Below are 26,248 nucleotides of genomic sequence, written 5' to 3'. Positions count from 1 at the left end.
CGCCGGATGAGGGGTTGCATCCACAAACTCGATCGCGAGAAGCACACGCGGAGAGAGACCCCTCACCCGTCTCGCCGCTCCGCGGCGATCCACCCTCCCCCGCAAGGGAGGAGGGTAAGAGGAGCTACGCCGCTGCCACCGTCAGGTTCGCGCCGTCGACCTGCACCACCTTCACCCGCGTGCCGGCTGGTGTATCGGGGCCGGCGACGCGCCAGACGGTGTCGCCGATGCGCACGGTGCCGCTTCCATCGATGATCGGCTTCTCCAACGTGAACTCGCGGCCCAGAAGCGCCTCGGTGCGCTTGTTGAGGTGCGGGCTCGCGCTGGTGTCGATCCTGCCGCGCGCGAGGCGCCGCCATAGCGGGACTGCGGCGGCGGCGAACAGCGCGAACATCACGAGCTGCGCCTGCCAGGCGGGATGGGCGACGAACGAGACCAGCCCGACCAGCAGCGCAGCGAGCCCGAGCCAGAACAGGAACACGCCCGGCGCGAATACCTCCAGCGCCATCAGGATGAAGCCGAAGATCAGCCAGTTCCAGGTGCCGAGGGTGACGAACATGTCGGTCATGACACGACCTCTGGGTTATCTTATTGCTGCGGCGGCACTACCGGCGGCGAGCTTCCCGCCGGCGGCACCGAGCCGCGGCGGGCGGCGGCGGATGCGGACGCCGCGCTCTCGCCGAAGGTCGCCTTGGCGATCTCGCCGATGCCGGCCAGCGAGCCAAGCAGGCTCACGGCTTCCATCGGCAGCATGATGATCTTCTGGTTCGGGGCCTCCGCAAATTGCCCGAACGCCTTGATATATTTGTCGGCGATAAAATAGTTCAATGAGGCGACGTCGCCCTTGGCGATCGCCTCCGACACCATCAGCGTCGCCTTGGCCTCGGCCTCCGCGAGGCGCTCGCGCGCTTCGGCGTCGCGGAATGCGGCCTCCCGGCGGCCTTCAGCCTGCAGGATCTGGCCCTGCTTGGCGCCCTCGGCGCGCAGGATCTCGGACTGCCGCTGGCCTTCGGCGGCCAGAATGTCGGCGCGCTTGACGCGCTCGGCCTTCATCTGCCGGCCCATGGCCTCGACGAGATCGGCCGGCGGCACGATGTCCTTGATCTCGATGCGGTTGACCTTGACGCCCCAGGGCGAGACCGCGGCGTCGACGACACGCAGCAGGCGCTCGTTTATTTCGTCGCGATGCGACAGCACCTGGTCGAGATCCATCGAGCCCATCACCGAGCGGATGTTGGTCATGGTCAGGACCGTGATCGCGTTGTTGAGGTTGGCGACCTCGTAGCTCGCCTTCGCAGCATCAAACACCTGGTAGAAGGCAACGCCGTCCACGCTCACCGTCGCGTTGTCCTTGGTGATCACCTCCTGCTCGGGAATGTCGATCACCTGCTCCATCATGTTCATCTTGCGCCCGACGCGATCGAAATAGGGCACGATCAGGTTGAGCCCGGGCGACAGCGTCTGGGTGTATTTGCCGAACCGCTCGATGGTCCAGTCGTAGCCCTGAGGCACCGTCTTCACACCGGCAAGCAGCGTGACGATGACGAGAAACACCAGTGCAATAGCAAAAATATCGAAACCGCTCATAGGTCCTCCAAGGCGGGAAAAGGCGTTTCCCGCGCCGTTCATTGGTCGGATTCCCGTCCCGACCGGTTCAGCGGCACTCTTTACGTCGGCCTGCGGCGATCATTTCACAAGACGCACGAAGCCGGAACGACGGCCATTAAGTATTGGCGGCGAGGCTCTTGAAAGGCGGCCGGGCCACCCTAGCGGATGCGCCTGCTACTCGATGACCTCGTCGGCGATTGCAAGCATCGCAGGCGGGATGGTGACGCCGAGCGTTCGTGCGGTCCGCAGGTTGATCGCAAGCTCGAATTTGGTGGGGTTTTGCACCGGAAGATCGGCAGGTCTTGCGCCCTTCAATATGCGGTCGATATAGGCGGCGGCGCGCCGCACCTGCTCGGCGCTATCGGTGCTGTAGGACATCAGGCCGCCCTCATCGACGAAGGTCCGGCTCCAGTAGACCGCAGGGATGCGTGCCTCGGCGACCGCCGCCTGGAGGCGCGCGCGATTCGCCAGCGTGAAGAAATCGGGCAGGACGAGCAGGCCTTCGCCCTTGCGGGCCGCGAGCGCCGCGATCGAGGCCGCATCATGGACCGGCACTGGGTCGACCGACACGCCGAGCGAGCGGGCCGCCTGTTCGATCGCGGGCAGCATGAGGCCGGCGAAAGGCGCCGTGGATGGATTGTAGACCACGGCGATGCGGGAGACTTTCGGCGTGATCTGCGTCAGCATCTCCAGCCATTTGCCGGCCATCGGCCCGTCATAGTCGGTGAAGCCGGTGATGTTGCCGCCCGGATGCGACAGGGCTTTGACAAAACCCTGGCCAACGGGATCCGTGACGACGGCGAACACGATCGGCGTTGCCGCGGCACGCTTGCGCAACTCCTCGACCGACGGCGTGCCGATGGCGAGCAGGATGTCGGGATTGAGCGCAAGCAGCTCGCCGGCCTGCCGCGCGATCAGCGCCCGATCGCCGCCGCCACTGCGCCAGTCGATCCGCAGATTGTCCTGATCCTTCCAGCCAAGCGTTGCGAGCGCATCGACCAGGATCGTCGCGCGCATCTGCCCGATCGCGTCATCGGCTGCCGTCACCGAGAGCACGCCGAGCCGGCGCATCGCGGCCGGCGCCGTCTGCGCGACTGCAGGCAACGGCAGCAGCGCGGCACCGCCGAGAAATGCCAGAACCTCGCGCCGCTTCATGGGGCGCTCCTCAAATCCAGCCCTGCAGCTCGCGCAGCACCAGGGTGCGGATCACGTCCATGCCGGGCTCGCTGTCGTTGAGGCAGGGGATCGCGGCAAACGCCTCGCCGCCGCTGTGCTTGAAGATCTCGGCATTCTCCTGCGCGATCTCCTCCAGCGTCTCCAGGCAGTCGGCGGCAAAGCCCGGCGTCACCACCGCGATGCGGCGCACGCCTTGCTGCGCCAGGCGCTTCATGGTCGCGTCCGTATAGGGCTGAAGCCACTCGTCATTACCGAAGCGCGACTGGAAGGTGAGCAGCAGCTTTGAGGCGTCCAAGCCGAGCCGGCGGCGCAGCGCCTCGGTCGTGGCCATGCAGTGGCTCTCGTAGGGATCGCCCTTGTCGACATAGGATTTCGGCATGCCGTGGAAGGAGGCGACGATCAGCTCCGGCTTGAACGGCAAGCTCGCCAGGCTCGCCTCGATCGAGGTCGCGAGCGCCTCGATATAGGCCTCGTCCTCGTAGTAAGGCGGCGTCACCCGCAGCGTCGGCTGCGCGCGCAGACGGGCGAGCACGCGAAACACCTCGTCGCAGACGGTGGCCGAGGTCGAGGCCGAATATTGCGGATAGAGCGGCACCGCCAGGATCCGGTCGCAGCCTTGCGCGACCAGCTCATCGATGCCGGACTTGATCGACGGGTTGCCGTAGCGCATCGCCCAGTCCACCACGACATGCGCGCGGTCGGCGAGTGCGGCGGCGAGCTTGTCGGCCTGCGAGCGGGTAATGGTCTTGAGCGGCGACTCGTTCTTCTCGGTGTTCCAGATCTTCTGATAGTCGAGCGCCTTGCTGCGCGGCCGGCTGCGCAGGATGATGCCGTTCAGCACGAACTGCCAGACCAGGCCCTGGTCCTCGATGACGCGGGGATCGCTCAGGAATTCCTTGAGGTAGACGCGCACGCCCGGGGCATCCGCGGTGTCGGGCGTTCCGAGATTGACGAGCAGCACGCCGACACGCGAAGCGGCCGGAGCTGCGGTGGCCTTCGATGTGTCGATCGGGAGAACGCGCGTCATGGCCCAACGGGTTCGCGCGTTGGGCCGAACTTGTCAAGATTGGGCCGACTTCGCTAGGGTTTCGGGGGTGCAGGGGGAAGGAACCATGACGCTCGCGGAATGGTGCATATTTGGAGCGCTGCTGCTCTATCTTGCGACGATCGCCTCGATCAAATGGATCAGGTTCGGTCGCTTCGACAATTCGAAACCGCGCGACCCGGCCTTCTATGAGGATGCCATTTCGCAGCGCGCGCTGGGCGCGCACCAGAACGGCATCGAGACCTTCCCGTTCTTCGCCATTGCCGTGCTGCTCGCCGAATTCCGCGATTCCCCGCAGCGCCTGGTCGATGAGCTCGCCGCGCTCTTCCTGATCGTGCGGGTCGCCTACGTCTTCACCTATCTCGGCAACCGCCCGACGCTGCGCTCGATCCTCTGGAGCATCGGTTTTGCGATCAACGTCGCGATCTTCTTCATGCCCGCCTTGAAGCGGTTTCTGCCGGTGTGAGGTTCTTTCTTCCCTTCTCCCCTTGCGGGAGAGGGTGGCGCGAGGCGCCGGATGAGGGATTGTCTCCGCGCGTTCAGGTTGAGTGATTCATGCGTGGAGAGAGACCCCTCACCCGTCTCGCCGCTGCTTCGCAGCGCCGAGCCACCCTCTCCCACAAGAAGGGGAGAGGGAAAAAGAGCGCATCTCAAAAACACGTCGTGCGTTCGGCCGCGAGGTAGCCCAGCAGCAGGCCTGCGCCGAACAGCAACACCAGGCCGGCAGCCGCGAATTCGATGCCGCGCATGAAGAGCGCGCCGCCGCCGTCGCGGCCGGCGCTCAGGCGCCGGGCGACGTCCTTGGCGGAGACGGCGATGACCGCGATGGTCGCAACCGTGATCGCGGTGCCGAGCCCCATCAGGAAGGTCGCGGCGATGCCGGCCCAGAACAGTCCCTGGGCGAGCGCGAACACCAGCACCAGGATCGCGCCCGAGCAGGGGCGGATGCCGACGGTGAGGATTGCCGCGAGGCCACGCCGCCAGCCGCCGGGGCCGGCAAGCTCGCCCGGCGTGGGGCCATGGGAGTGGCCGCAATGCTCGTCATGGACATGGTCGTGGGCATGGGCATGCGCGTGGCCGTGGTGGTGATGGTCATGGTGGTCGTGACCATGACCATGCTCGTCATGATGATTGTGATGGTGGCCGTGATGATCGTGGTGATGCGGCACGCCGGCTATCGCGGGCACCGGCTGAGAGGCCTGGAGTGCGCGGATGAGGGCGCCGCCCTTGACCCAGACGAGGCGGAGCCCAAACGCCGCGATCAGGGCGTAGCTGGCAATCTCGATCACCTTCTCGGCGCTGCACATGGTCTTGGCGGTCGCGTTCAGCGCCCAGGCCGCGATGCCGACGATGAGGACCGCGACCAGCGACTGCATCAGCGCCGAGGCAAAGGACAACACGATGCCACGCCGCGCCGTTTCCTGGTTGGCGACGAGGTAGGACGAGATCACCGCCTTGCCGTGGCCGGGACCGGCGGCATGGAAGATGCCGTAGGCAAAGGAGATCGCGAGCAGCGTCCACACCGCCGAGCCGTCGGATTTCGCGGCGCGGATAGTTGCAGACATCTCGCGGTAAAATTCCGACTGCTTGGCCAGCAGCCAGCCGATGATACCGCCGGCCTCCGGCTCGGGCGCGGGGCGCGGCCCGCCGAAGGGGTTTTGCGCGAAGAGATCATGAAGCGCTGCATCGACGGCCCAGACCGCGACAAGGACGGCCGCGCCGGTGCCGAGTGCACGCGCAAGCGGAGAACGAAGGAAAGAGGTCACGGGCAATCCACGGTGATCTTGTTGGCGAACATCATGCCGAAGTTCGAGTTTTCGCCGTTCATGAAGGTCTGCTCGTTGAGCTTCTGGGCGCTCGCGGTGCCGTCATTCGGCCGCTCCAGCTTCATCTGGCAGCCGGCGGGCGCGCCGACCAGCCTGACCGGGTTGTCCTTGGCCATCTGGAAGTCGATGAAGAAGGAGCGGTCGAACACCTCCAGCACGAGCTGTTTCGGCTTCAGCGGCGTCTTCAGCGGCAGCGTGAAGTGCAGGGTCAGCACGGTGTCCCTGTAGTCGAGGAAATAGTCGACCGGCTCATTGAAGCGCTCCTTCTTGCCGTCGGCCTTGGCGAAGGTGAAGTAGGCATATTCCTTCAGCGACTCGACATTGGTCTGGGCAAGCGGAGCCAGCTCCTCGCGCGTGTAGCTGCCCTTGGTCTTGCCCTCGAGCCCCTGGGTCGCATAGGCCGAGAACATGTCGTCGAAAGTCCAGGCGTGGCGGACACCGGTGATCGAGCCGTCGGGCGCGTAGATCAACTCGCTGGTCGCGGTGATCCAGACGTGCGGATGCGCCTGCGCCACCCCCGCCGCAAGCGAGAGGCCAGCGGCGAGCAGCCATCCGAACAGGGCGCGCATGCCCATCAGGCCGCCTGCGCGGCGTCGAGCAGGCCGCGCCGGCGCAGCAGCGCATCCGGCTCGGGCGGCCGGCCACGGAAGGCCTCGTAGGCGGCTTCCGGATCGACCGATCCACCGGTGGAGTAGATGTCGTCGTGCAGGCGCTTTGCCACCGCCGGATCGAAGATGTTGCCGGCCTCCTCGAAGGCGCCGAAGGCGTCAGCGTCCATCACCTCCGACCACATGTAACTGTAATAGCCGGCAGCATAGTGGTCGCCGGAGAAGATGTGGCCAAATTGCGTGGGCCGGTGCCGCATCGCGATCTCCCCGGGCATGCCGATCTTCTCGAGCTCTTGTCTCTCGAAGGCGCGCACGTCCTGCGCGGCCGCCGCCGGCTGGGTGTGGAATTCGAGGTCGAGAAGTGCCGAGGAGACGAATTCGACGGTGGCAAAGCCCTGGTTGAACTTGCGCGCCGCGAGGAAGCGCTGGAGCAGGTCGTCGGGCAGCGGCTCGCCGGTCTGATAGTGGCGGGCGAACTGTTGCAGCACCTCCGGCCGCTCCTGCCAGTGCTCATAGAGCTGGGAGGGCAGCTCGACGAAGTCGGTGAACACGGAGGTGCCCGACAGCGACGGATAGGTCACGTTGGAGAGCATGCCGTGCAGGCCGTGGCCGAATTCGTGGAACAGGGTGCGCGCATCGTCGGGCGACAGCAGCGAGGGCTCCCCGCCGGCTCCCTTGGCGAAGTTGCAGACATTGATGACGAGCGGCGCGGTCTCGACGTCGAGCTTCTGCTGGTCGCGCAGCGACGTCATCCAGGCACCGGAGCGCTTTGATGGCCGGGCGTAGTAGTCACCATAGAACAGCGCCTTGTGCTTGCCGTCCCGGTCCTTCACCTCCCAGACGCGGACGTCCGGGTGCCAGGCCGGGACATCCTTGCGCTCCTCGAAGGTGATGCCGAACAGGCGCGTGGCGCAGTCGAAGGCCGCCGCGATCATGTGATCGAGCGTCAAGAATGGCTTGATCGCGGCGTCGTCGAAATTGGCGCGCTGGAGGCGCAGCTTTTCGGCGTAGTACCGCCAGTCCCAGGGCGCGAGCTGGAAATTACCGCCCTCGGTCGTGATCAGCGCCTGCATCTCGTCGCGATCGGCGAGCGCGCGCGCCCGCGCGGGCTTCCAGACCCGCTCCAACAGGCCCCGCACCGCGTCCGGCGTCTTGGCCATCGAATCCTCGAGCCGGTAGGCGGCGAAGGTCGGATAGCCCAGGAGATTGGCGCTCTCCTCGCGCAGCTTCAGGATCTCGACGATGGTCTCGTTGTTGTCGTTGGCGTTGCCATTGTCGCCTCGCGCGGTGAAGGCCTTGTAGACCTTCTCGCGCAGGTCGCGCCGCGCCGAGCCCTTCAGGAATGGCTCGACCGAGGAGCGCGACAGGGTGACGATGGCCTTGCCGGCCATGCCGCGATCTTCTGCCGCAGCCTTGGCGGCCGCGACGAAGCTCTCGGGCAGGCCCTGGCGGTCGTCCTCGCCGAGCTCCATGAACCACTCCTGCTCGTCACCGAGCAGATGATGGCTGAAGCTGGTGCCGAGCTGGGCGAGCTTCTCGTTGATCTCGGCCATGCGCGCCTTGGCCTCTTCGGAGAGGCCGGCGCCGGCGCGGTGGAAGCGGGTGTAGGTGCGCTCGAGCAAGCGAAGCTGCTCCGGCGTCAGATTGAGGCTGGTGCGATTCTCGTGGAGCTGGGCGATGCGGCCGAACAGCACCGCGTTCATCATGATCGGATTCCAGTGCCGCGCCATCCGCAAGGAGACCTCCTTGTCGATCTCCAGGATCGCCGGATTGGAGTGCGCGGAGACGAGGTCGTAGAACACGGCCGAGACCTTGTTGAGCAGCTTGCCGGAGCGCTCGAGCGCCGTGATGGTGTTGGCGAAGTCGGGGGCTGCCGGATCATGGACGATCGCCGCGATCTCCGCGGAGTGATCGGCGAAGGCCTGCTCGAAGGCCGGTAGGAAGTGCTCCGGGCTGATCTCGTCAAACGGCGGGGTTGCGAATGGCGTCACCCAGGCCTTCAGAAGCGGGTTCGTCTCGGCCGGCGCGGCGCCGGTATTTTCGCTGGGTTCTGACATGACTTGTCCCGTTTTTTTGAGCTGGGTTTGTTGCAGCCAGCTATAGCACGCGATGGGGCTTTTTTGCGCCATTTGGCCTTGCTCCCGGGCCCCTTTTCGGGGAGATTGCGGCCCTCAAAGACCACGGATCTAAAGCTCATGAACGCGCCTGCCTCCTCCTCCCGCCGGATCGTCTGGCCGAGCGTCATCACTGTCATCAGCGCCGCCATCCTGATCGGCGCCGAGGTGTTCGGCGCGGCGTTTGCCGGCGGCTGGGCGCTCGCAATTCTGTTCGGGCTCGACGACACCGGCGCGCACATCGTGCAGGCCGTGCTGTTCGCACTCGGCGTGCTCGTCATGACCGCGTTCATCCGCGCGGCTCAACGCGTCGAGCCGTTCACGAAGCGCGCGTGAGGCGACGCGCGCGAGCACGACACGCTTCGCAGCGCGCGCAAACTTAACAGCCGTTCATCTTCAGCGTCGCTCGCGCATCACAGCGCAAGCAGTCGTTAGGCAATTCTGCTCTCAGCCTAAAAAATTTCTTGCGAAGCAGAGTCAAAACGCTTATGTGCGTTCTTGCCCAATTTCGCACGTGCCTGTGGTCGTGTGTCAGTCGGTAGGTATCCGGACAAGAGGCCGGACAGCCGCCAAGGGGTGAAGAAGCCGAGGGGCTCTTCGGAAGTGCAGAAGTCGGAAGACTGAAGCAAACCCGGAGTGTCCAGCATCTCTCTCAAAGAGATGCCTAGTCGAAGGTGACTTTGCTCTTTGCAACCGTGACTGGCAGCCGGAGGCGAACCGGCGCACCTCGTTCTCAACGGGGGACGCGACTTAAAGCAACGACGGATCGGGCTTTTTTGGTCTCTACCGGCATTCCAACGCCGGCGCGGGCTACTGAAAAGGCTTGTCCTTCATTGCCAGGTGAGCGGGCGGGAAAATTCCCAACCAATCCACGGCAGCACAATTCGGTCTCGGGTTCTCGGCCCTGTCGCGTCTCCATCGTGCGGCAGCGCCAAAGCACCCCTGTCCGAGAACATTTTGAACGGGCTCCGTCGCTGGGGCCGTTTGGAGGGTGCTATGACCGATCGCATCAGGGATTTCCTGCGCAACCGCCGCAGCGAGGGCCTCGACACCGAGCCGTGCCTCGTCGTCGACCTCGAGGTCGTGCGCGACAATTACCAGAGCTTTGCCAAGGCGCTGCCCGACAGCCGCGTGTTCTATGCCGTCAAGGCGAACCCCGCGCCGGAAGTGCTGGCGCTGCTGGCGTCCATGGGCTCCTGCTTCGACACCGCAACCGTCGCCGAGATCGAGATGGCGCTGGCCGCGGGTGCGACGCCCGACCGCATCTCTTTCGGCAACACGATCAAGAAGGAGCGCGACATCGCGCGCGCCTTCGCGCTCGGCATTCGGCTGTTCGCGGTCGATTGCGCTGCCGAGGTGGAGAAGGTCGCCCGTGCCGCCCCAGCTGCGAAGGTGTTCTGCCGCATCCTCTATGACTGCGCCGGCGCCGAGTGGCCGCTGTCGCGCAAGTTCGGCTGCGACCCGGAGATGGCGGTCGAGGTGCTCGACCTCGCCAAGCGTCTGGGCCTGGAGCCGTGCGGCATCTCCTTCCATGTCGGCTCGCAGCAGCGCAAGGTGAAGGCGTGGGACCGTGCGCTGGCGATGGCCTCGCAGGTGTTCCGCGACTGCGCCGAGCGCGGCATCAACCTCTCGATGGTCAACATGGGCGGGGGCTTCCCGACCAAGTACCTGAAGGACGTGCCACCGGTGGTGACCTACGGCCGGTCGATCTTCCGCGCGCTGCGCAAGCACTTCGGCAACCAGATCCCCGAGACCATCATCGAGCCGGGCCGCGGCATGGTGGGCAACGCCGGGGTGATCGAATCCGAGGTCGTGCTCATCTCGAAGAAGAGCGACGAGGACGAGGTGCGCTGGGTCTATCTCGACATTGGCAAGTTCGGCGGTCTCGCCGAGACCATGGACGAGTCGATCCGCTACGCCATCCGCACTCCGCATGACGGGGCGGACATGACGCCGTGCGTGCTCGCAGGCCCGACCTGCGATTCCGCCGACGTGCTGTACGAGAAGAGCCCGTATCCGCTCCCGGTGACGCTCGAGATCGGCGACAAGGTGCTGATCGAAGGGACCGGGGCCTATACGTCGACCTACTCGTCGGTGGCGTTCAACGGCATCCCGCCGCTGAAGACGTATCACATCTGATCCGCCTCGTTTTCGAGGCCTGATGAACCGGGGGCCGGCTTGTGCCGGCTCCCTCCCCTGATATTGCGATTTCTGACGACGCTGTGCTCGTGGACGCATGTCCGCGGCTCCAAGCGAGGACTGACGTGTCATGACTGCTCTTCGGAAGCCACAGGTCGCCCTCACCTCGAAAGCCGCTCCGTTCGCGATCCGTGCGGAGCGTGCTGCCGACGTTGCGATGCGTGAAGCGCTGCTCGATGCCTGCTTTGGCGAGAACCGCCACGGCCGCACCTGCCAGCGCCTGCGCGACGGACGTGCACCTGCCGCAGGCCTTGCCCTGTCGGCGATGCGCGAGGGGAAGCTCGTGGGAACCGTGCGGCTGTGGCACGTCAGCGCCGGAGGCAGGCCCGCTCTGGTCCTCGGACCGCTCGCGGTCGATCCTGCCTGCCGCGAGCTCGGGATCGGCGCCGCGCTGATGCATCAAGCGCTGGCCGCCGCCCGGGCGCGCGGGCATGCCGCCGTGATCCTGCTCGGCGATGCCCCGTATTACGCCCGCTTCGGCTTCTCGGCCGAGGAGACCGGCGCGCTCTCGCTGCCCGGCCCGTTCGAGCGCGAGCGGCTGCTCGGCCTCGAATTCCAGGCGGGCGCACTGGACGACGCGGCCGGGATGATCGTTCCGACCGGCGCAACGCTGCCCAAACGGCGGGCAGCGCGTCTGCACGCGCACGCGGCCTAAAAGGGGACGTCCATCATGGCGAAGAGACCCCGGCCGCATCCAGCGGCGATGCCCGCCCGCGCCTGCGCAGCCTGATCACATCGGTGCTGTTCGTCCTGATCGCGATCATGATCGCCAGGGACATCCTGGTGCGGCGGTGGAGCGGCTCGCCGCCGCCGTCGCAAGCTACGACGCAGCAGTCCCGCTGAGCTCCCTTCACCGCCTTCTCGGGGGTTGCGCAGGGCCTCGAAAGGCCCTTTAACCCCGCGAAACACACCCCTTCAGTCGAGGTCGAACAGATGTCCCGTCGCCTGATTTCCACCGGCTCGCCTTTCGAGAAGACCGCCGGCTACAGCCGCGCCGTGATCGACGGCGAGTTCGCCTTCGTCGCCGGAACCACCGGCTACGACTACACGACCATGACGATGCCATCAGATGTCACGAGCCAGTCACGCAACTGCTTCAAGACCATCGAGGCCGCCCTAAAGGAGGGCGGATTCGAGATGGCCGACATCGTCCGCGTGACCTACTACCTCACCGACATCAAGGATGCCGATGCCCATTTCGCCGTCTGCGGGGAAGTCCTCGGCGACATCCGCCCGGCCGCCACGCTTCTCGCCGTCTCGGCGCTCTACAAGCCCGAGATGAAGGTCGAGATCGAAGTGACCGCCAAGCGCCGCAGCGCCTGATCCACCCTCACCCTTTGTCCGCCAGCACGTTCCGGAGAAACCATCCCATGAGCCCCCCCTCGCAGATCTACGCGAAGATTACCGGTCCCATCGTCATGGTCGGCTTCGGCTCCATCGGCAAAGGCACGTTGCCGATGATCGAGCGGCACCTCGATTACGACAAGTCGCGCATCACCGTGATCGATCCCAAGGACGAGGGCCGCAAGGCACATTGCGAGAAGCACAATGTCAGGTTCATCCAGAAGGGCGTGACCAAGGACAATTATCGCGACTTGCTGACCCCGCTGCTCACTGAAGGCGGCGGCCAGGGCTTTTGCGTCAATCTCTCGGTCGATACCGGCTCGACCGACATCATGGAGCTCTGCAACGAACTCGGCGCTCTCTATATCGACACCGTCAACGAGCCCTGGCTCGGCTTCTATTTCGATGCCTCGAAGGGTCCCGAAGCGCGCTCCAACTACGCCCTTCGCGAAGTGACGCTGGCCGCCAAGAAGGCGCGCGCCGCGCGCTCGACGACGGCCATCTCCTGCTGTGGCGCCAATCCCGGCATGGTCTCGTTTTTCGTCAAGCAGGCGCTACTCAATGTCGCCGCCGACCTGAAGCTCAATGCCCCCAAGCCGAAGACCAAAGCCGAATGGGCGGACTTGATGCGGCAGGCTGGCGTCAAGGGCATCCACATCGCCGAACGCGACACCCAGCGCTCCAAGTCGCCGAAAGAGCCTGATGTCTTCGTCAACACCTGGTCGGTGGAAGGCTTCCTGTCGGAAGGCGTGCAGCCGTCCGAACTCGGTTGGGGCACCCACGAAAAATGGATGCCCGAGAATGCGCGTACCCACGAAGCCGGCTGCGGCGCCGCCATCTATCTGATGCAGCCCGGCGCCAACACGCGCGTGCGCACCTGGTGCCCGACCCGCGGCGCGCAGTATGGCTTCCTCGTCACCCACAACGAATCGATCTCGATCTCCGATTACTTCACGGTGCGTGACGCATCGGGCACGGCGATCTATCGGCCGACCTGCCACTATGCCTATCATCCGGCCGACGATGCCGTGCTGTCGCTGCATGAAATGTTCGGCCGCGCCGCGAAGATGCAGGAAAAGCACCACATCCTCGACGAGAATGAAATCGTCGATGGCATCGACGAACTCGGCGTGCTGCTGTTCGGCCATGACAACAATGCCTACTGGTACGGCTCGCAGCTCTCCATCGAAGAGACCCGCAAACTCGCGCCGTATCAGAACGCCACCGGCCTGCAAGTGACCTCCGCCGTGCTCGGCGGCATGGTGTGGGCGCTGGAAAACCCGAACGAAGGCATCGTCGAAGCCGACGAGATGGATTTCGATCGTCTGCTGGAAATCCAGATGCCGTATCTCGGCCCGGTGAAGGGTTTCTACACCGACTGGACGCCGCTGACGGATCGTCCGGGACTGTTTCCGGAAGACATCGATACGAGCGATCCCTGGCAGTTCCGGAATATTCTGGTGCGCTGACGGCGCGCCAGCGTGATGCCCTGCCAAGGCGGGGCATCAAAAATGTCGAAAACAACCCCATGCAAAGTAGCCGGTGACGGCTGGCTGGGCCTGTTCTGCCCCCAACACGCTGTCATGCCCTCGCGAAGGCGGGGCATCCAGTACGCCGCGGCCTCTCCGTATCCTCTTGCTGTCTCTGGAATACTGGATGCCCGCCTTCGCGGGTGATGACACCGAGGACGTGGATAACGCCTACTACTTCTCCTTGAGCGGCGGCTCCTTGATCGGCGGGGCGATCTTCTCGGCTGGCGCCTGTGGCAACACCGGCTTGGCGGCACCCTGAGTCTGCGGATCCGGGTGCGCGGGCTCGGGCGCCGGGGTGGTGGGGCGCTCGCCGCCCGGCTTTGATTGCGCAGGCGTCCTGCTGTGATCATCCGGCGTCGGCGTACCCTGCAGCGGCGGCGTGGCCTGGGCGGTCTGCATCCGGCTCTCGGCCCGGATCTGCGCCAGCGACAGGCCGGAGATCAGGACGCCCGCCCCGAACAGGAAACAGGCGATCAAAAGATCCCGGTGAAATCTGAGCTTGTCTTGCTTGCCGGCCATAACGCTACCCGCGAATTCGTTCGCAGTATCAACGAAATGGCCCGACCGCAGTTCCGCGCGATGTCGCCGCAGGGAACCTGTGGAAGCACCGCGTTCAGTCCGTCGTGCTGACTTCCCAGGTGGCGTGCCGGACGCCGGACTGGCGCTGCATGTCGACCGCCACGGCGTTCAGCTCGTTCGGATCGACGGCGGTCGCGACCAGCTTTGCGACGATTTCCAGGATGTCGTCGCCGATCTCGGCGACCTCGACATCCGCCACGGGATATTTCGCAGCTTCGAGCTTGTCGACGATGCGGTCGCGCATGTCGGGCAAGGCTTCCGTCGTGACCGCGACCTTGAAGTAGTAGGTCGCCTCCAGTGCCTTCTCGTTCAGCGGGATGCGGTTGATCGCGTTTACCAGGGGGCGCAGCAGCGTGTTGCCCGCGATGATGAACACCGTGAGTGCGACGGCCTGCGCGACCAGGTCGGCGCCGGCGCAGGAGCCGACGGCGGCCGAGGCCCAGAGCGTCGCCGCGGTGTTCAGCCCGCGCACGTCCATGCCCTGCTTCATGATGACACCGGCGCCGAGGAAGCCGATGCCGGAGACGACGTAGGAGATCACGCGGACCGCGCCGTCGGCGCCGGTCAGGTGCATGGCGAGGTCGACGAACGCAGCGGCACCGACTGCAACCAGCACGTTGGTGCGCAGGCCCGCGGTGCGCTGGCGATATTGCCGCTCGGCACCGATCAGCGTTCCCAGCACGAAGGCCGTGAACAGGCTGATCAGCGTGTCGAGGAAGTCAGCAAGCTGGAAGGTCGTCAGAAACCGCATGGCCCCTCGCGGCGGTAAACGTGGTCTAGCTGCGCGCCAAGAAGCAGGTGCGCTCCCTCTCCCGCTTGCGGGAGAGGGTTGGGGTGAGGGTGTCACCGCAATCGAGAACCCCGATGCGGAGAGAGCCCTCACCCGCGCCTTCGGCGCGACCTCTCCCGCAAGCGGGAGAGGTGAAGCGAGCCGCGGCGTCGATTTCGCCAAGACCCATCCCACTCAAAGCTCGAGCAGCCCTCCATCGCCGGTCTCGTCGGCGAATGCAAGCAGCGTACCTTTGGCGTTCCAGGCGAGCGCCGCGACCGGCGCGGTGCCGTTGCGGCGGACCAGAATCTCCGCGCCGTCCTCCAGCCGCACCATCAGCACGGTGCCGTCGCTGTAGCCGGCGGCAAAGATGTCGTTCTTCGGATGACAGGCGACGACCGAAACGCGCGCCTGCAGGGGCGCGAGCATCGCGGGCTCCTTGCCCATCGGGCCGTCCTTGCTCGCGAACGGCCACAGGATCACGGTATCGGCGCCCGACGTCGCCAGTGCCTTGCCGCCGGCGCTCCAGGACATCGAGCGGACGCGGCCGGGATAGCCGGTCATGCGCATATGCCTGTTATCGGCGAGCCGCCAGCCATGCAGCGCAGGCTCGTGCATCGCGGTGACCAGAAACTTGTTGTCCGGGCTGAAGGTGACGGCGAGATGCGAGCCGGCCCAGGGCAGGAATTCGGCAGATCCCGCCATGTTCGGAAACCACAGCGTCGCGCCGTTGTAATGCGCGATGGCAAGTCGCAGGCCCTTCGGCGCAAATGCAAGGCCGCCGACGGTCGAGGGCACCTCGATCGACTTCTCCTCTAGCTTGCCGCTCTTGACGAAGGCGAACTTGCCGGCCGACCAGGCGAAGGCGCCGTCGGGATGCAGCGCCACCGCATCGATCCAGCGCCGCTTGGGATCGGTCGCGAGCAGCGTCACCTCGCCCTTGCCGTCGAGCGAGACGACCTTGCCGTCGTCGCCACCCATAATGAGGCGCTTGCCATCGCTGGCCGTGGACAGAATGCCACCGCCGTGGACGGCGACCATATTGATTTCACCGCTCGCGTCGACTAATGCGACGTTCTCCTCGCCGCCGACGAAGGCGGCGCGCGGGCCAAGAAAATGCACCGACGTCACGGCCATCCCGAGCGCGACCGGCTTGACGCGGTCGGTGACCGAGACGATCGAGGGTGAATCGGGAGCTGGCGTAAACTCTTTCATCACGAGACGATGCAGCTCTCGAAACCCTCGCGGATCGCCTGTTCCGGCAATTCGCGACCGATGAAGACGAGACGACTCTCGCGCGGCTCGCCCTCCTTCCACTTCCGCTGGTGGTTGCCCTCCAGCATCATGTGGACGCCCTGGAAGACGTAGCGGTCGTCATCGTTGTGGAAGGCGAGGATGCCCTTGGAGCGCAGGATCTTCTGACCCTCCACCTGCACGAGGTTCTGCAGCCAGGGCATGAACACGTTGGGATCGAGCGGCTTGTCGGTCTTGAGCGCAAGCGACTGCATCTCCTCGTCGTGATAGTGCTTCAGGCCATGGCCGTGATCATGGTGGTGATGATGGTCGTGGCCGTGATGGTGGTGATGATCATGGTCGTGGTCATGATCATCGGCCTCCAGAAAGTCCGGCTCGATATCGAGAATGCGGTCGAGGTCGAAGGCGCCGCGGTCGAGCACGTCAGCCAAGGCTACCGAGCAGCGCTCGGTGCGGTGCAGCTTCGCATAGGGGTTGATGCCGCGGATGCGGGCCTCGACCTCGGCGAGCTCACCCTTGGAGACGAGGTCGGTCTTGTTCAACACGATGACGTCGGCAAACGCGATCTGGTTCTTGGCCTCGGGCGCGTCCTTCAACCGGTCGGACAGCCATTTGGCATCGGCCACCGTCACGACCGCATCGAGACGCGCGTTCTTCTGCACGTCCTCGTCGACGAAGAAGGTCTGGGCGACCGGCGCAGGGTCCGCAAGACCCGTGGTCTCGACGATGATGGCGTCGAACTTGCCCTTGCGCTTCATCAGGCCGTCCATGATGCGCACGAGGTCGCCGCGCACGGTGCAGCAGATGCAGCCATTGTTCATCTCGAACACTTCCTCATCGGCGCCGATGATGAGGTCGTTGTCGATGCCGATCTCGCCGAATTCGTTGACGATGACGGCGTATTTCTTGCCGTGGTTCTCCGACAAAATGCGGTTCAAAAGCGTGGTCTTGCCGGCCCCGAGATAGCCGGTCAGCACGGTCACGGGAATCTTGGGGGAGGTCACTTCAGACATAACTACTCCGACATCGGGCTTTTTCGCGCGACGCGAGGCGGGGTGGCCCCTGCCCTAGTGGTCAAGCGCGCTGGTCAGGGCCTTTATATTGTGCCTGACCATGTCAATGTAAGTGGGGGCGGACCCCTTTTCGCCCGTCAAACCGTCGGAAATCAGGGTCCCGCCGACCTTGGAGCCGGTCTCCGCGGCGATCCGACGGATCAGCCGGTCGTCGCTGATATTTTCGAGGAACACGGCCGGGATTTTTTGGGCCCGGATCTGCCCGATGATGCCGGCGATATCGCGGGCGCTGGGCTCGGTTTCGGTGGAGACGCCGAGCGGAGCGATGAACTGGATACCGTATTCGGCAGCGAAATAGCCGAAGGCATCGTGGGTCGAGATCACCTTGCGCCGCTCGGGGGGAATTTTTGCGATGGCCTCGCGCACCTCGCGGTCGAGCGTTTCGAGCTTTTCCAGATAGGCCTTGGCTTGCCTACGGAAAACTTCCGCATCCTCAGGCGCGGCCGCGGCCAGCGCGGCGGCGATGTTGGTCACATAGGCTTTCGCGTTGGGGATCGATTGCCAGGCATGCGGATCGGAATCCGAGCCGAGCTTGAGCGGCGCGATGCCGGCGCTCGCCGTCACGACGGTCGCCTTGCTGCCCGAGGACTGCACCAGCCGCGGCAGCCAGCCCTCGAGACCAAGCCCGTTGACGATGACGAGTTTCGCGTCCGCGATCCGCTTCGCATCCCCCGGCGCCGGCGTGTAGACATGGACGTCGCTGTCGGCGCCGACCAGCGTGGTGAGGTTGATGCGATCGCCGCCGATATTGCGGGCAAAATCGGCGAGGATCGAGAAGCTCGCGACCACATTGAGCCGCTCCGCCGCTTGAAGCGGTGAGGTGATCAAGAGGGATGCAACGACGAGGAGCAGGAAGCGGCGCATCACGCCTCCAGATGCCGGCCGGGAAACATCTGCCGGACCAGGCCGCCGACGCTGCCGAACAGCACGGAGACGACGTAGAACGCGGTCGCCACCAGGATGATCGCCGGCCCTGAGGGTATCCGCGTCTGGAACGACAGCACGAGCCCGGCATAGCCCGAGACCCCTGCTGCGATGACGGCGATAGAGATCATCGCGGTGAGATCGCGCGACCAGAACCGCGCGATGCCGGCGGGCATGATCATCAGGCCGACCGCAAGCAGGGTGCCGAGCGCCTGAAAGCCATTGACGAGGTTGATGACGACGAGGGCGAGGAAAGCGAGATGCGCTGGTCCCCCGGCACGGCTCACGGTGCGCAGGAACAGCGGGTCGACGCTCTCGATCACCAGCGGGCGGTAGATCACCGCGAGCACGAGCAGCGTGACCGTGGCATTGAAGGCGACGACCAGCAGCGTCTGGTCGTCCATGGCGAGGATGTTGCCGAACAGCACGTGCAAGAGGTCGATATTGGTGCCCTTGATCGAGACGATGGTGACGCCCAGCGCGAGCGAAGCCAGATAAAAGGTCGCGAGCGAGGCGTCCTCCTTCAGGCCCGTCGAGCGCGCGACGACGCCGGCGAGGATGGCGACCGCAAAGCCTGCGATCAGGCCGCCGGCAGTCATCGCGAACAGATTGAGGCCGGAGAGCAGGAAGCCGATCGCGGCACCGGGGAGGATCGCATGCGCCATGGCATCGCCGACGAGGCTCATCCGCCGCAGCATCAGGAATACGCCGATCGGCGCGCCCGCAAGCGAAAGCGCGATCACGGCAGCGAGCGCGCGCCGCATGAATTCGAATTCGGTGAAGGGGCCGATCAGCGCGTCATACATCGTGCGTCATGCCGCCTGCGAGCGCTCGTCATCGTCGGCGCAGGCCGCCGCGCTGTCGTCGAACGCTTCGCACATCCGCATCGCGACCATGAGGTTCTCCGCCGTCAGCACCTCGGCGGTCGCGCCCCAGGCCACCGGACCGCGCGCGAGCAACAGCGTTTGCGGGAAGTGCGCCCGCACCATCTCCATGTCGTGGAGCGCGGCGAGCACGGTGCGGCCCTCGCCATGCCAGCGCGTCACCAGGGCGAGCAGATCGGCCGTGGTCTTGCTGTCGATCGCGTTGAAGGGCTCATCGAGCACGATGAGCGCAGCATCCTGGAGCAGCACGCGCGCGAACAGCACGCGCTGCATCTGCCCGCCGGAGAGCGTGCCGATCGGGCGATTCTCAAAACCGTTCAGCCCGACGGCGGCGATCGCGCGCAGGATCCTCTCGCGCGCCGCTTTGCCGATGCCGCCGAACAGGCCGATCCCACGCCACAGGCCCGTGCCGACGAAATCGAACACCGAGATCGGGAAGCTGCGGTCGATGTCGGCGGTCTGCGGCAGATAGGCGATATCGCGCTGATCGATCCCGCCGAGATGAATGCTGCCTGCGAGGGGCTTCAGGATGCCAACGATGCCGCGCAGCAGCGTCGACTTGCCGGCGCCGTTCGGGCCGATCACCGCGACCAGCGCCCCAGGCACGATCTCGCCCTTGAGGTGATGGACCGCCGGGTGCCGGTCATAGCCGAGGGTGACATTGTGGAAACCGAGCGCCGCCATGGTCACCTCATCGCCAGAAAGACCATGCCCCAGAGCACCGCGCAGACGGCAAGCGCCGCTGCCAGGCGGCCCGCCATGGTCATGCGCAGGATCGACCAGGGCGCGGCCTGGGCCGGGTGCGGCGCCAGGGGATCGTGGACGTGGGCGTGCGTATGGTCATGCCCATGGGCATGGGCGTGGTCATGGGAATGGTCGTGATGATGGGCGTGGGACGCGGCGGGGACCATCCGGGAACGTTATATTATAACATTACCCCTGTCCACGCCCGGAATGCTGTCATTCCGGGGCGGCTCAAAGAGCCGAACCCGGAATCTCGAGATTCCGGGCTCGATGCTTCGCATCGCCCCGGAATGACGTCCCAAAACGTTCAAGTCCTCTCACGGCTTGCCGATCACCATGGCGATGGCCGCCGCCACGAACGGGAAAGGCACCGAGACGGCGCAGCGGAACCAGACGAAACGGGCCGGCATGAAGGGGATTTCCCACAGGATCACCCGCTGGAAGGCGAACAGCGCCCAGGCGACGACATAGGCGACCACCTGCGGCACGCCGCCGCCGGACTTCAGCGCCACTGTGCCGATGGAGAAGCCGATCACGGGGCCGCCGGGCGTGGCAGCGCCGGCGACCACAGCGGTGGCCACCCCGAGCCAACCGCTATCGGGGCCGAGCCAGCCGGTAATCACCTCCTGCGGGATGATCGCGGCGATGTAGCCGGAGCCGATCACGCCCAGCGCGATCCGCGGCACGATGTTGATGAAATCCATCGACCCCTCGCGCAGCGAGGCCTTGAACACGGGTTTGCCACGGCGGAAGGCGAGCAGGCCGACGCCGAGCACCGAGCCCCACAACAGGATATCGATGAGGAGTGCGGCGCTCACGTCTCGTCGTCCTCTGCATCACGCTTCGGATAGAGCCGGACATAGACGAAGCGACCGAGCGCGCCGGCGAGCACCGGCAGCGGCAGCGAGATCACGATCCGCCACAGCGTGAAATCCGTGCCCATGATGGGGATTTCCCAGGCGACCGCCCGGCCATAGCCGATTAGGGTCCAGCTCACGACCATGGCGATGGTGGCGCCGAAATCGGCACCGACCGCGAGCAGCGCGCTCGCCACCGGATAGGCGGTAAACGGCCCGCCCGGCAGGATCGCGCCGAAGGCGGTGCCCATCAAAAGGCCCATCAGGCCGGAGTTCGGCCCGAGCGAGCGCGACACCTTCTCGTGCGGCAGGATCTCCGAGATGAAGGCCCCGAGCAGGCAGCCGGCGAGCACGCGCGGCAGGATGCCGCCAAACAGCGAGAGATCGTGAGTGAGAATGTCGAGGACGCCTTCGGTGCCGTCACGCCGCCAGACCAGCGCCGCGCTCACCGCCACGAGCACCGCGATGATGATGGTCGACCAGCCGATCGGCTTGCGGATGCGCCCCGGCCGCGGCTCGGACTCTGCGTCCTCGGCAGGCGCCGGATTGTTCGGGAAAGGTTCTGACAACGGGCTCGGGTCGGATCGAGGGGATGCCCGTTCTGCTTAAGGGCGCCACTGACGCGATGCAAACACAGTGATGGCGGGGGCGATGCGCGCCCCGCGCAGGGCTATGCGAGGCGGAGGCAAATTCCGCGCAGCAAAAAGGCGGTCGCAAGACGCGACCGCCCTTTCGTTGTTTCTGTCATTCAGGGGGCACGAAGTGCGAACCCGGAATCTCGAGATTCCGGGTTCGATGCTGCGCATCGCCCCGGAATGACACGAGTTGCTATCTCACGCCTTGTCGAACAGCGACTCCACGTATTCCCAGTTCACGAGGTTCTCGACGAAAGCCTTCAGATAGTCGGGGCGGCGGTTGCGGTAGTCGATGTAGTAGGAGTGCTCCCAGACGTCGCAGCCGAGGATCGGCGTGGCGCCATGCACCAGCGGATTCTCGCCGTTCGCCGTCTTGGAGATCTCGAGCTTGCCGTTCTTGACCTGGAGCCAGCACCAGCCGGAGCCGAACTGGCCGACGCCGGCGGCCTGGAAGTCCGCCTTGAACTTGTCGAAGCCGCCGAGGTCCTCATTGATCTTCTTCTCGAGCTTGCCGGGCAGCTTGGTGCCGCCGCCATTGGGCTTCATCCAGCTCCAGAAGTGGATGTGGTTGTAGTGCTGGCCGGCATTGTTGAAGACCGCCGGGTTCTTCCCGAAGGAGCCCTTCACGATCTCCTCAAGGGACTTGCCTTCCCATTCGGTCCCCTTGAGCGCGTTGTTGCCGTTGGTGACATAGGCCTGATGATGCTTGTCGTGGTGATATTCCAGCGTTTCCTTCGACATGTACTGGCCGAGGGCGTCATAGGCGTAAGGGAGAGGGGGGAGCGTAAAGGTCATGGCTTGTTGTCCGCAACTGGGTGGGGAACGTGTTCTAACGGTCACCCCTTATAGAAGGTTCCTGCGCCGTTAAATACCTTAGAATTTGCGAAAACGCCTGATGCGACGGCATGGCCTCATTGCCCAAACTCACGCACAAGATCAGGCCCGCAACCAGGCTCGTGGACGGGGCGTAAAATATCATTGCCTTTGAAGCGTTTAAGAGAGAACGAATGCATCCTCGCGCGGAGTTAGCAAAGGCGGACCCATGAGCATCGAGATCGACATCTTGAACGGCGACGCCTCGTGGCCGATCGCCGATCCGCTGTTCAAGGCAGTCTGGCCGCGCGATGCCGTAGAGAAGCGGCCCTGGGGCCACATCAAATGGGCCAATACCGAGCTTCGCGTGTTGATCGAGGCGCCCGAGGGTGGGCTTGCCTGTCATGTAGGCATCTACTTCCGCACCATCACCTGGAACGGCCGCAAGGTCCATATTGGCGGCATCGGCGGCGTCGTGACTCGCGAGGACTGCCGTGGACGCGGCTACGCGACGCTCGCAATCGATGCCGCTATTCACACCATGCGCGCCAACGAGGCAGTCCGCTTCGCGCTCCTGTTCTGCGAGCCACATAATTTCGCGTTCTACCAGGCTCGTAACTGGCATCCTTTCACCGGCGATGTCTATTGCGAGCAGCCGGAGGGACGGATCCGCTTCGACTGCACGGCGCCGTTCGTCTTCGACATCGTCCGCGCGCCGCGCCTGGGCACCATCGACCTATGCGGCCTGCCGTGGTGAGCCCTGCGTGAACGGAGGGCTGGCGCGGACGATGCCTGCCTTGTAGTATGTTGACCATCATTTAATTTCGTCCGGTGACGCATGACGATCGACGCCCCCATAGACGCCGCACCGTCGCGTGCCCCGATGACGTCGCCCATAGCCAGCCTTTTGACCGCGCCGATCCTGCCGACACTGTTGCGGCTGGCGATCCCCAACATGATCGCGATGGTCGGCAGCACACTGGTTGCGATCGCCGAGACCTCCTATATCGGCCGGCTCGGCACGATTCCGCTCGCCGCGATCGCGCTGGTGTTTCCCTTCGCGATGCTGACGCAGATGATGAGCGCGGGCGCGATGGGTGGCGGCGTGTCGTCTGCGATCAGCCGGGCGCTCGGCGCGGGCGACCGGGATCGCGCCGCGATACTGGCGGTGCACGCCGCCATCATCGGCATTTGCGGCGGGCTGTTCTTCACCGTGATGATGCTGGTCTTCGGCCGCAGCTTCTTCACGCTGCTCGGCGGAGGCGGCAATGTCCTCGAAGAAGCCTGCAATTATTCGCAGGTGCTGTTTTCCGGCGCGATCGCGATCTGGCTGGTCAACACGCTCGCATCCGTGATCCGCGGCACCGGCGACATGCGCCTGCCCTCGATGACGCTGATCGGCACCAGCCTGGTGCAGGTCGTGGTCGGCGGCACGCTGGGGCTCGGCCTGTTCGGCGTGCCGCAACTCGGTATGCGCGGCGTTGCCTCCGGCCAGCTCATCGCCTTCATGCTCGCGGCCATTTTCTTCGTCTGGTATCTGCTCGCGGGTCTCAGCCGCCTGCCGCTGAATTTTGGCGCATTCCGGTTCGAGCGCGGCATGTTCCTCGACATCCTCAAGGTCGGCGCGGTGGCCTGCCTGTCGCCGCTGCAGACTGTGCTCACAATCCTGATCTTCACGAAAATTCTCGCAAGCTTCGGCACCGAGATGCTCGCTGGCTATGGCATCGGCTCACGACTGGAATTCTTGCTGATCCCGATCACCTTCGCCTTCGGCATTGCCTCGGTGCCGATGGTCGGCATGGCGATCGGCGCCGGACAGTTGCAGCGCGCGCGGCGCGTCGCGTGGACGGCGGCCGCAGCCGCGGGCCTCACAGTCGGGCTGATCGGCGTGACCGTCGCGCTCGATCCGGCGATCTGGGTCTCGCTCTTCACCCGCGATGCCGGCGTCACCGCCGCTGCGCACAGCTATTTCCACTGGGCGGGGCCGGCCTTCGTGTTCTTCGGCGTCGGCGTTTCGCTGTATTTCTCCTCGCAAGGTGCCGCGCGTGTCGGAGGCCCGGTGCTTGCGTCAACCGCGCGACTCCTGATCGTTGCCGTCGGCGGCGTCGCGCTCACGGCTGCCCAGGCGCCCGCCTGGACGCTGTTCGCCCTGATCGGCGGCGCCATGACGGTATTCGGACTGTCCACCGCAACGTCCGTTGCCCTTGCGCGCTGGGGCAAATGAACGCAGGAATGTGATGCAGCCGCGCGTTGCATGATGGCGATTTGCTGCTATGGAGACGCCTCCATTTTCGGGGCTTCTCATGATTTGCAGATTCGCTGTTTTCATCGTTCTCTCTGCTGCGCTGTTCGGTGCGCCCTCGGCACGCGCGCAGAGCGCGGATGCGAGCGGGACCTGGCTGACGCAGGCGGGCGACGCGCGCGTCAAGGTCAGCAAATGTGGCGGCGGCATCTGCGGCGTCATCGTCTGGCTGAAGGAGCCCTACGACACCGCAACCGGCCAGCCCGCGAGCGACAGCAAGAATCCAAATCCCGCGCTCGCCAGGCGCCCGCTGATCGGCTTGCCGCTATTCAACGGCATGCAGGCCACCGGTCCCAACAAATGGTCGGGGCAGATCTACAACGCTGATGACGGCAGCATGTATGCGAGCAATATCTCCGTCACCGGCACTGATACGCTCCGCGTCGAAGGCTGTGTCGGTGCCTTGTGCGGCGGCGAGACCTGGACGCGCGTGGGCCGCTGAGCTGATCTCTCATGTCCCGGAAGCACTGCGGCACGCAGTGACGCTGCGCAGAGCCGGGACCCACATGCTTATGGGCCCCGGCCCTGCAGCGCATCACCATAGCGCGTCGAAGACGCGCGTGAACGCGCTTTCGGTGCTGCGCTGCGTCCGGGGTACGAGAATGGCGTCACGCCGTCGCCTTCAACGCCGTTGCCGCCGACGCATAGCCGCCGCGCGCGCCGTCGATGAAGTGGACGTGGTCGCTCCGCAGCGCCGAGGGCGTGAAGCAGGTCATCATTGCCGCATCCTGCCGGTGCAGGCCGTAGCGCACGATGCCGCTCTTCGCCGCCGCTGCAAGCCGATCGCTCAGGTCGCGCTCGAGCTCCGGCGTGCAGTCGAGGATCATGCGCAGGCCGTCGTCATATTTGCGGAAGTCCGAGTTCTCGACGACCTGCCGCGTATAGGTTTTGGGCACGAAGCCGCCGACCTTGATGTCGAAGCGCACGATCAAATAGGCGAACAGTGTATAGGCCAGCACGCTGATGCGGCGCTTGAGCAGCGAGCCGCCGCGCCTCGCACGCGCCTCATAGTCGAGCCCCTGCGGCGGCCATTTCAGCGGCGGGCCCTGCGGCGGCACCGGCCGCCCCGCATCTGGACTGCGCTCGACGAGATGGAGGACGTCCTCGATCACCTTGCGGAAGGCAGACGGATCGGCACCGCGCGCCGGCACCACCAGCACGGACAGGATGAGCCCGCGCGAGGCCGGCATCTCCTCGAACCGACAGGACAGGCCGGACAGATCTGGCTGCGTCCCGTCGGGCGCCTCGGCAACGGCGAACTCGCCGCGCTTCATCGCGGCTTCGGCCCACCCCAAACCTCCGCCGGAGAACATCGCATAGGACAGGTTGGCCGACGGCCCGAAGCGCGCGACGCGCACGTCCAGGCCTACGCTGCGGATCGCGCTGACCGGCACCAGCGCGACGCGCATCTTCAGATCGAGATCCTGCCTGACCCAGGTCGCCGTTGCCGCCAGCGCGTCGCGGGCACGATCGAGGTCGCCGGGCGCAACCGCAAAGCTCGCGCCGTCTCCTCCGAACACGAAGGGGAATTCCCTGCCCTCCAGCGCGTTGGTGACGGCGGCGATCACCGCAGCACCGGCCATGTTGACCGCCTTGTAGCGCTGCGCCGCAATCGCCTTGGTGGAATCGACGATGTCGGCCACCCCGATGGTCCAGTCATCCGGCAGCGGTGAATAGAGGGAGGGATCCATCAGGCTGGTAAAGCCGCGGAAGACGGAGATGCTGCCGTAGAAGGGGACGCCTGCTGTCATCGCCTGAGGCCGGATGGCTGGTGAGCTTCGAAGAGGAGATACGTTGCAGAATTGATCCGGGTTCGCCGATGACGAGCCCTGGCGATCATTGGCTGAAACGGGGCCGGACAACAAGCCGGGACCGCGCTGCAATGCCGCAGGCTGTCATTGACCGGCATCAAACCGGCTGCCGCCGGGAGCGCTTACAATTAAAACGTCTGAAGGCTTGCTC

General features: G+C 65.3%; 28 protein-coding genes. 9 read left to right on the top strand and 19 right to left on the bottom strand.

Annotated features, from left to right (window positions below):
• Nucleotides 1–124: 124 nt before the first annotated feature.
• The 4 genes from NLN62_RS26310 to hemH all read right to left on the bottom strand — a co-directional run bounded on the left by NLN62_RS26310 (nucleotide 125) and on the right by hemH (nucleotide 3,811).
• Nucleotides 125–568 carry an NfeD family protein gene (locus NLN62_RS26310; RefSeq protein WP_027522251.1) on the bottom strand — a complete coding sequence of 148 codons (444 nt, stop codon included), beginning with the start codon at nucleotides 566–568 and terminating at the stop codon, nucleotides 125–127.
• Nucleotides 569–588: 20 nt separating this feature from the next.
• The gene (locus NLN62_RS26305; RefSeq protein WP_027522250.1) at nucleotides 589–1,587 is read right to left on the bottom strand and encodes an SPFH domain-containing protein; all 999 of its coding nucleotides are present in this window, start codon (nucleotides 1,585–1,587) and stop codon (nucleotides 589–591) included.
• 195 nt (nucleotides 1,588–1,782) lie between these two features.
• Nucleotides 1,783–2,763 (bottom strand): ABC transporter substrate-binding protein, encoded by a 981-nt coding sequence (locus tag NLN62_RS26300; protein WP_254110752.1) that lies wholly within the window; start codon nucleotides 2,761–2,763, stop codon nucleotides 1,783–1,785.
• A gap of 10 nt (nucleotides 2,764–2,773) precedes the next feature.
• Nucleotides 2,774–3,811, bottom strand: a complete 1,038-nt coding sequence (hemH, locus tag NLN62_RS26295) for a ferrochelatase (protein ID WP_254110751.1) — start codon at nucleotides 3,809–3,811, stop codon at nucleotides 2,774–2,776.
• An 85-nt stretch (nucleotides 3,812–3,896) separates the two neighbouring features.
• Here hemH and NLN62_RS26290 point away from each other — a divergent pair, with 85 nt between their 5' ends.
• Nucleotides 3,897–4,295: an MAPEG family protein gene (locus NLN62_RS26290; protein ID WP_027522247.1), complete on the top strand. Its 399-nt coding sequence runs from the start codon at nucleotides 3,897–3,899 to the stop codon at nucleotides 4,293–4,295.
• Between the two features lie 184 nt (nucleotides 4,296–4,479).
• On the opposite strand, the gene NLN62_RS26285 is transcribed toward NLN62_RS26290, so the two are convergent.
• Genes NLN62_RS26285 through NLN62_RS26275 form a run of 3 tightly spaced genes read right to left on the bottom strand, consistent with a single transcriptional unit; the run spans nucleotide 4,480 to nucleotide 8,320 of the window.
• Nucleotides 4,480–5,601 (bottom strand): nickel/cobalt transporter, encoded by a 1,122-nt coding sequence (locus NLN62_RS26285; RefSeq protein ID WP_254110750.1) that lies wholly within the window; start codon nucleotides 5,599–5,601, stop codon nucleotides 4,480–4,482.
• Nucleotides 5,592–6,230 (bottom strand): DUF1007 family protein, encoded by a 639-nt coding sequence (locus tag NLN62_RS26280; protein WP_027522245.1) that lies wholly within the window; start codon nucleotides 6,228–6,230, stop codon nucleotides 5,592–5,594. The genes NLN62_RS26285 and NLN62_RS26280 overlap by 10 nt, the downstream gene beginning before the upstream one ends.
• Nucleotides 6,230–8,320 carry a M3 family metallopeptidase gene (locus NLN62_RS26275; RefSeq protein WP_254110748.1) on the bottom strand — a complete coding sequence of 697 codons (2,091 nt, stop codon included), beginning with the start codon at nucleotides 8,318–8,320 and terminating at the stop codon, nucleotides 6,230–6,232. Before NLN62_RS26275 ends, NLN62_RS26280 begins: the two co-directional genes overlap by 1 nt.
• A gap of 138 nt (nucleotides 8,321–8,458) precedes the next feature.
• Between NLN62_RS26275 and NLN62_RS26270 the strand changes: the two genes are divergently transcribed.
• From NLN62_RS26270 to NLN62_RS26250, 5 genes are all read left to right on the top strand, one after another.
• The gene (locus NLN62_RS26270) at nucleotides 8,459–8,713 is read left to right on the top strand and encodes a hypothetical protein (RefSeq protein WP_027522243.1); all 255 of its coding nucleotides are present in this window, start codon (nucleotides 8,459–8,461) and stop codon (nucleotides 8,711–8,713) included.
• 660 nt (nucleotides 8,714–9,373) lie between these two features.
• Complete coding sequence (locus NLN62_RS26265; protein WP_027522242.1) at nucleotides 9,374–10,516, top strand: type III PLP-dependent enzyme; 1,143 nt, start codon at nucleotides 9,374–9,376, stop codon at nucleotides 10,514–10,516.
• Between the two features lie 130 nt (nucleotides 10,517–10,646).
• The gene (locus NLN62_RS26260; RefSeq protein ID WP_254110746.1) at nucleotides 10,647–11,231 is read left to right on the top strand and encodes a GNAT family N-acetyltransferase; all 585 of its coding nucleotides are present in this window, start codon (nucleotides 10,647–10,649) and stop codon (nucleotides 11,229–11,231) included.
• Nucleotides 11,232–11,509: 278 nt separating this feature from the next.
• Complete coding sequence (locus NLN62_RS26255; RefSeq protein ID WP_027522240.1) at nucleotides 11,510–11,899, top strand: RidA family protein; 390 nt, start codon at nucleotides 11,510–11,512, stop codon at nucleotides 11,897–11,899.
• 47 nt (nucleotides 11,900–11,946) lie between these two features.
• Nucleotides 11,947–13,389 (top strand): homospermidine synthase, encoded by a 1,443-nt coding sequence (locus tag NLN62_RS26250; RefSeq protein ID WP_027522239.1) that lies wholly within the window; start codon nucleotides 11,947–11,949, stop codon nucleotides 13,387–13,389.
• 234 nt (nucleotides 13,390–13,623) lie between these two features.
• Here the strand turns inward: NLN62_RS26250 and NLN62_RS26245 are convergent, their stop codons facing one another.
• The 11 genes from NLN62_RS26245 to NLN62_RS26195 form a co-directional block, all read right to left on the bottom strand.
• Nucleotides 13,624–13,971 carry a hypothetical protein gene (locus tag NLN62_RS26245; RefSeq protein WP_254110744.1) on the bottom strand — a complete coding sequence of 116 codons (348 nt, stop codon included), beginning with the start codon at nucleotides 13,969–13,971 and terminating at the stop codon, nucleotides 13,624–13,626.
• A 94-nt stretch (nucleotides 13,972–14,065) separates the two neighbouring features.
• Nucleotides 14,066–14,782: an MgtC/SapB family protein gene (locus tag NLN62_RS26240; protein WP_027522237.1), complete on the bottom strand. Its 717-nt coding sequence runs from the start codon at nucleotides 14,780–14,782 to the stop codon at nucleotides 14,066–14,068.
• 213 nt (nucleotides 14,783–14,995) lie between these two features.
• Nucleotides 14,996–16,015 (bottom strand): WD40 repeat domain-containing protein, encoded by a 1,020-nt coding sequence (locus NLN62_RS26235; protein WP_027522236.1) that lies wholly within the window; start codon nucleotides 16,013–16,015, stop codon nucleotides 14,996–14,998.
• A complete protein-coding gene (locus NLN62_RS26230) occupies nucleotides 16,015–17,067 on the bottom strand; it encodes a GTP-binding protein (RefSeq protein WP_027522235.1) in 1,053 nt (350 codons plus the stop codon). The genes NLN62_RS26235 and NLN62_RS26230 overlap by 1 nt, the downstream gene beginning before the upstream one ends.
• Before the next feature lie 54 nt (nucleotides 17,068–17,121).
• The gene (locus tag NLN62_RS26225; protein WP_027522234.1) at nucleotides 17,122–17,991 is read right to left on the bottom strand and encodes a metal ABC transporter substrate-binding protein; all 870 of its coding nucleotides are present in this window, start codon (nucleotides 17,989–17,991) and stop codon (nucleotides 17,122–17,124) included.
• Entirely contained in the window at nucleotides 17,991–18,857 is an 867-nt protein-coding gene (locus NLN62_RS26220) for a metal ABC transporter permease (protein WP_027522233.1), read from the bottom strand. The genes NLN62_RS26225 and NLN62_RS26220 overlap by 1 nt, the downstream gene beginning before the upstream one ends.
• Nucleotides 18,858–18,863: 6 nt before the next feature.
• A complete protein-coding gene (locus NLN62_RS26215) occupies nucleotides 18,864–19,619 on the bottom strand; it encodes a metal ABC transporter ATP-binding protein (RefSeq protein WP_027522232.1) in 756 nt (251 codons plus the stop codon).
• A 2-nt stretch (nucleotides 19,620–19,621) separates the two neighbouring features.
• Nucleotides 19,622–19,846 (bottom strand): hypothetical protein, encoded by a 225-nt coding sequence (locus NLN62_RS26210; RefSeq protein WP_027522231.1) that lies wholly within the window; start codon nucleotides 19,844–19,846, stop codon nucleotides 19,622–19,624.
• Nucleotides 19,847–19,996: 150 nt separating this feature from the next.
• Nucleotides 19,997–20,497 carry a hypothetical protein gene (locus tag NLN62_RS26205; RefSeq protein ID WP_027522230.1) on the bottom strand — a complete coding sequence of 167 codons (501 nt, stop codon included), beginning with the start codon at nucleotides 20,495–20,497 and terminating at the stop codon, nucleotides 19,997–19,999.
• Nucleotides 20,494–21,105 carry a permease gene (locus tag NLN62_RS26200; protein ID WP_027522229.1) on the bottom strand — a complete coding sequence of 204 codons (612 nt, stop codon included), beginning with the start codon at nucleotides 21,103–21,105 and terminating at the stop codon, nucleotides 20,494–20,496. Before NLN62_RS26200 ends, NLN62_RS26205 begins: the two co-directional genes overlap by 4 nt.
• 264 nt (nucleotides 21,106–21,369) lie before the next feature.
• Complete coding sequence (locus tag NLN62_RS26195; RefSeq protein ID WP_027522228.1) at nucleotides 21,370–21,966, bottom strand: superoxide dismutase; 597 nt, start codon at nucleotides 21,964–21,966, stop codon at nucleotides 21,370–21,372.
• A gap of 247 nt (nucleotides 21,967–22,213) precedes the next feature.
• Here NLN62_RS26195 and NLN62_RS26190 point away from each other — a divergent pair, with 247 nt between their 5' ends.
• The 3 genes from NLN62_RS26190 (at nucleotide 22,214) to NLN62_RS26180 (ending at nucleotide 24,728) form a co-directional block, all read left to right on the top strand.
• Nucleotides 22,214–22,741, top strand: coding sequence for a GNAT family N-acetyltransferase (locus NLN62_RS26190; RefSeq protein WP_027522227.1), 528 nt, complete (start codon nucleotides 22,214–22,216; stop codon nucleotides 22,739–22,741).
• Nucleotides 22,742–22,822: 81 nt separating this feature from the next.
• Nucleotides 22,823–24,208 (top strand): MATE family efflux transporter, encoded by a 1,386-nt coding sequence (locus tag NLN62_RS26185; protein WP_027522226.1) that lies wholly within the window; start codon nucleotides 22,823–22,825, stop codon nucleotides 24,206–24,208.
• Nucleotides 24,209–24,287: 79 nt separating this feature from the next.
• On the top strand, nucleotides 24,288–24,728 hold the full coding sequence (locus tag NLN62_RS26180; protein WP_027522225.1) for a DUF2147 domain-containing protein: 441 nt from the start codon (nucleotides 24,288–24,290) through the stop codon (nucleotides 24,726–24,728).
• A gap of 166 nt (nucleotides 24,729–24,894) precedes the next feature.
• Here the strand turns inward: NLN62_RS26180 and NLN62_RS26175 are convergent, their stop codons facing one another.
• The gene (locus NLN62_RS26175; protein WP_254110742.1) at nucleotides 24,895–26,037 is read right to left on the bottom strand and encodes a DUF3095 domain-containing protein; all 1,143 of its coding nucleotides are present in this window, start codon (nucleotides 26,035–26,037) and stop codon (nucleotides 24,895–24,897) included.
• Nucleotides 26,038–26,248: the final 211 nt, after the last annotated feature.

Source organism: Bradyrhizobium sp. CCGUVB23 (assembly GCF_024199885.1).
Lineage (GTDB): Bacteria > Pseudomonadota > Alphaproteobacteria > Rhizobiales > Xanthobacteraceae > Bradyrhizobium.
The sequence above is the reverse complement of the archived record's forward strand: the minus strand, read 5'-3'. Positions and strand labels throughout refer to the sequence as shown.

Excerpts from the sequence above, each read along its gene's own strand:
- NLN62_RS26310 (WP_027522251.1), bottom strand. The coding sequence starts at position 568 with ATGACCGACATGTTCGTCACCCTCGGCACCTGGAACTGGCTGATCTTC.
- NLN62_RS26305 (WP_027522250.1), bottom strand. The coding sequence starts at position 1,587 with ATGAGCGGTTTCGATATTTTTGCTATTGCACTGGTGTTTCTCGTCATC.
- NLN62_RS26300 (WP_254110752.1), bottom strand. The coding sequence starts at position 2,763 with ATGAAGCGGCGCGAGGTTCTGGCATTTCTCGGCGGTGCCGCGCTGCTG.
- hemH (WP_254110751.1), bottom strand. The coding sequence starts at position 3,811 with ATGACGCGCGTTCTCCCGATCGACACATCGAAGGCCACCGCAGCTCCG.
- NLN62_RS26290 (WP_027522247.1), top strand. The coding sequence starts at position 3,897 with ATGACGCTCGCGGAATGGTGCATATTTGGAGCGCTGCTGCTCTATCTT.
- NLN62_RS26280 (WP_027522245.1), bottom strand. The coding sequence starts at position 6,230 with ATGGGCATGCGCGCCCTGTTCGGATGGCTGCTCGCCGCTGGCCTCTCG.
- NLN62_RS26275 (WP_254110748.1), bottom strand. The coding sequence starts at position 8,320 with ATGTCAGAACCCAGCGAAAATACCGGCGCCGCGCCGGCCGAGACGAAC.
- NLN62_RS26270 (WP_027522243.1), top strand. The coding sequence starts at position 8,459 with ATGAACGCGCCTGCCTCCTCCTCCCGCCGGATCGTCTGGCCGAGCGTC.
- NLN62_RS26265 (WP_027522242.1), top strand. The coding sequence starts at position 9,374 with ATGACCGATCGCATCAGGGATTTCCTGCGCAACCGCCGCAGCGAGGGC.
- NLN62_RS26260 (WP_254110746.1), top strand. The coding sequence starts at position 10,647 with ATGACTGCTCTTCGGAAGCCACAGGTCGCCCTCACCTCGAAAGCCGCT.
- NLN62_RS26255 (WP_027522240.1), top strand. The coding sequence starts at position 11,510 with ATGTCCCGTCGCCTGATTTCCACCGGCTCGCCTTTCGAGAAGACCGCC.
- NLN62_RS26250 (WP_027522239.1), top strand. The coding sequence starts at position 11,947 with ATGAGCCCCCCCTCGCAGATCTACGCGAAGATTACCGGTCCCATCGTC.
- NLN62_RS26245 (WP_254110744.1), bottom strand. The coding sequence starts at position 13,971 with ATGGCCGGCAAGCAAGACAAGCTCAGATTTCACCGGGATCTTTTGATC.
- NLN62_RS26240 (WP_027522237.1), bottom strand. The coding sequence starts at position 14,782 with ATGCGGTTTCTGACGACCTTCCAGCTTGCTGACTTCCTCGACACGCTG.
- NLN62_RS26235 (WP_027522236.1), bottom strand. The coding sequence starts at position 16,015 with ATGAAAGAGTTTACGCCAGCTCCCGATTCACCCTCGATCGTCTCGGTC.
- NLN62_RS26230 (WP_027522235.1), bottom strand. The coding sequence starts at position 17,067 with ATGTCTGAAGTGACCTCCCCCAAGATTCCCGTGACCGTGCTGACCGGC.
- NLN62_RS26225 (WP_027522234.1), bottom strand. The coding sequence starts at position 17,991 with ATGCGCCGCTTCCTGCTCCTCGTCGTTGCATCCCTCTTGATCACCTCA.
- NLN62_RS26220 (WP_027522233.1), bottom strand. The coding sequence starts at position 18,857 with ATGTATGACGCGCTGATCGGCCCCTTCACCGAATTCGAATTCATGCGG.
- NLN62_RS26215 (WP_027522232.1), bottom strand. The coding sequence starts at position 19,619 with ATGGCGGCGCTCGGTTTCCACAATGTCACCCTCGGCTATGACCGGCAC.
- NLN62_RS26210 (WP_027522231.1), bottom strand. The coding sequence starts at position 19,846 with ATGGTCCCCGCCGCGTCCCACGCCCATCATCACGACCATTCCCATGAC.
- NLN62_RS26195 (WP_027522228.1), bottom strand. The coding sequence starts at position 21,966 with ATGACCTTTACGCTCCCCCCTCTCCCTTACGCCTATGACGCCCTCGGC.
- NLN62_RS26190 (WP_027522227.1), top strand. The coding sequence starts at position 22,214 with ATGAGCATCGAGATCGACATCTTGAACGGCGACGCCTCGTGGCCGATC.
- NLN62_RS26185 (WP_027522226.1), top strand. The coding sequence starts at position 22,823 with ATGACGATCGACGCCCCCATAGACGCCGCACCGTCGCGTGCCCCGATG.
- NLN62_RS26180 (WP_027522225.1), top strand. The coding sequence starts at position 24,288 with ATGATTTGCAGATTCGCTGTTTTCATCGTTCTCTCTGCTGCGCTGTTC.
- NLN62_RS26175 (WP_254110742.1), bottom strand. The coding sequence starts at position 26,037 with ATGACAGCAGGCGTCCCCTTCTACGGCAGCATCTCCGTCTTCCGCGGC.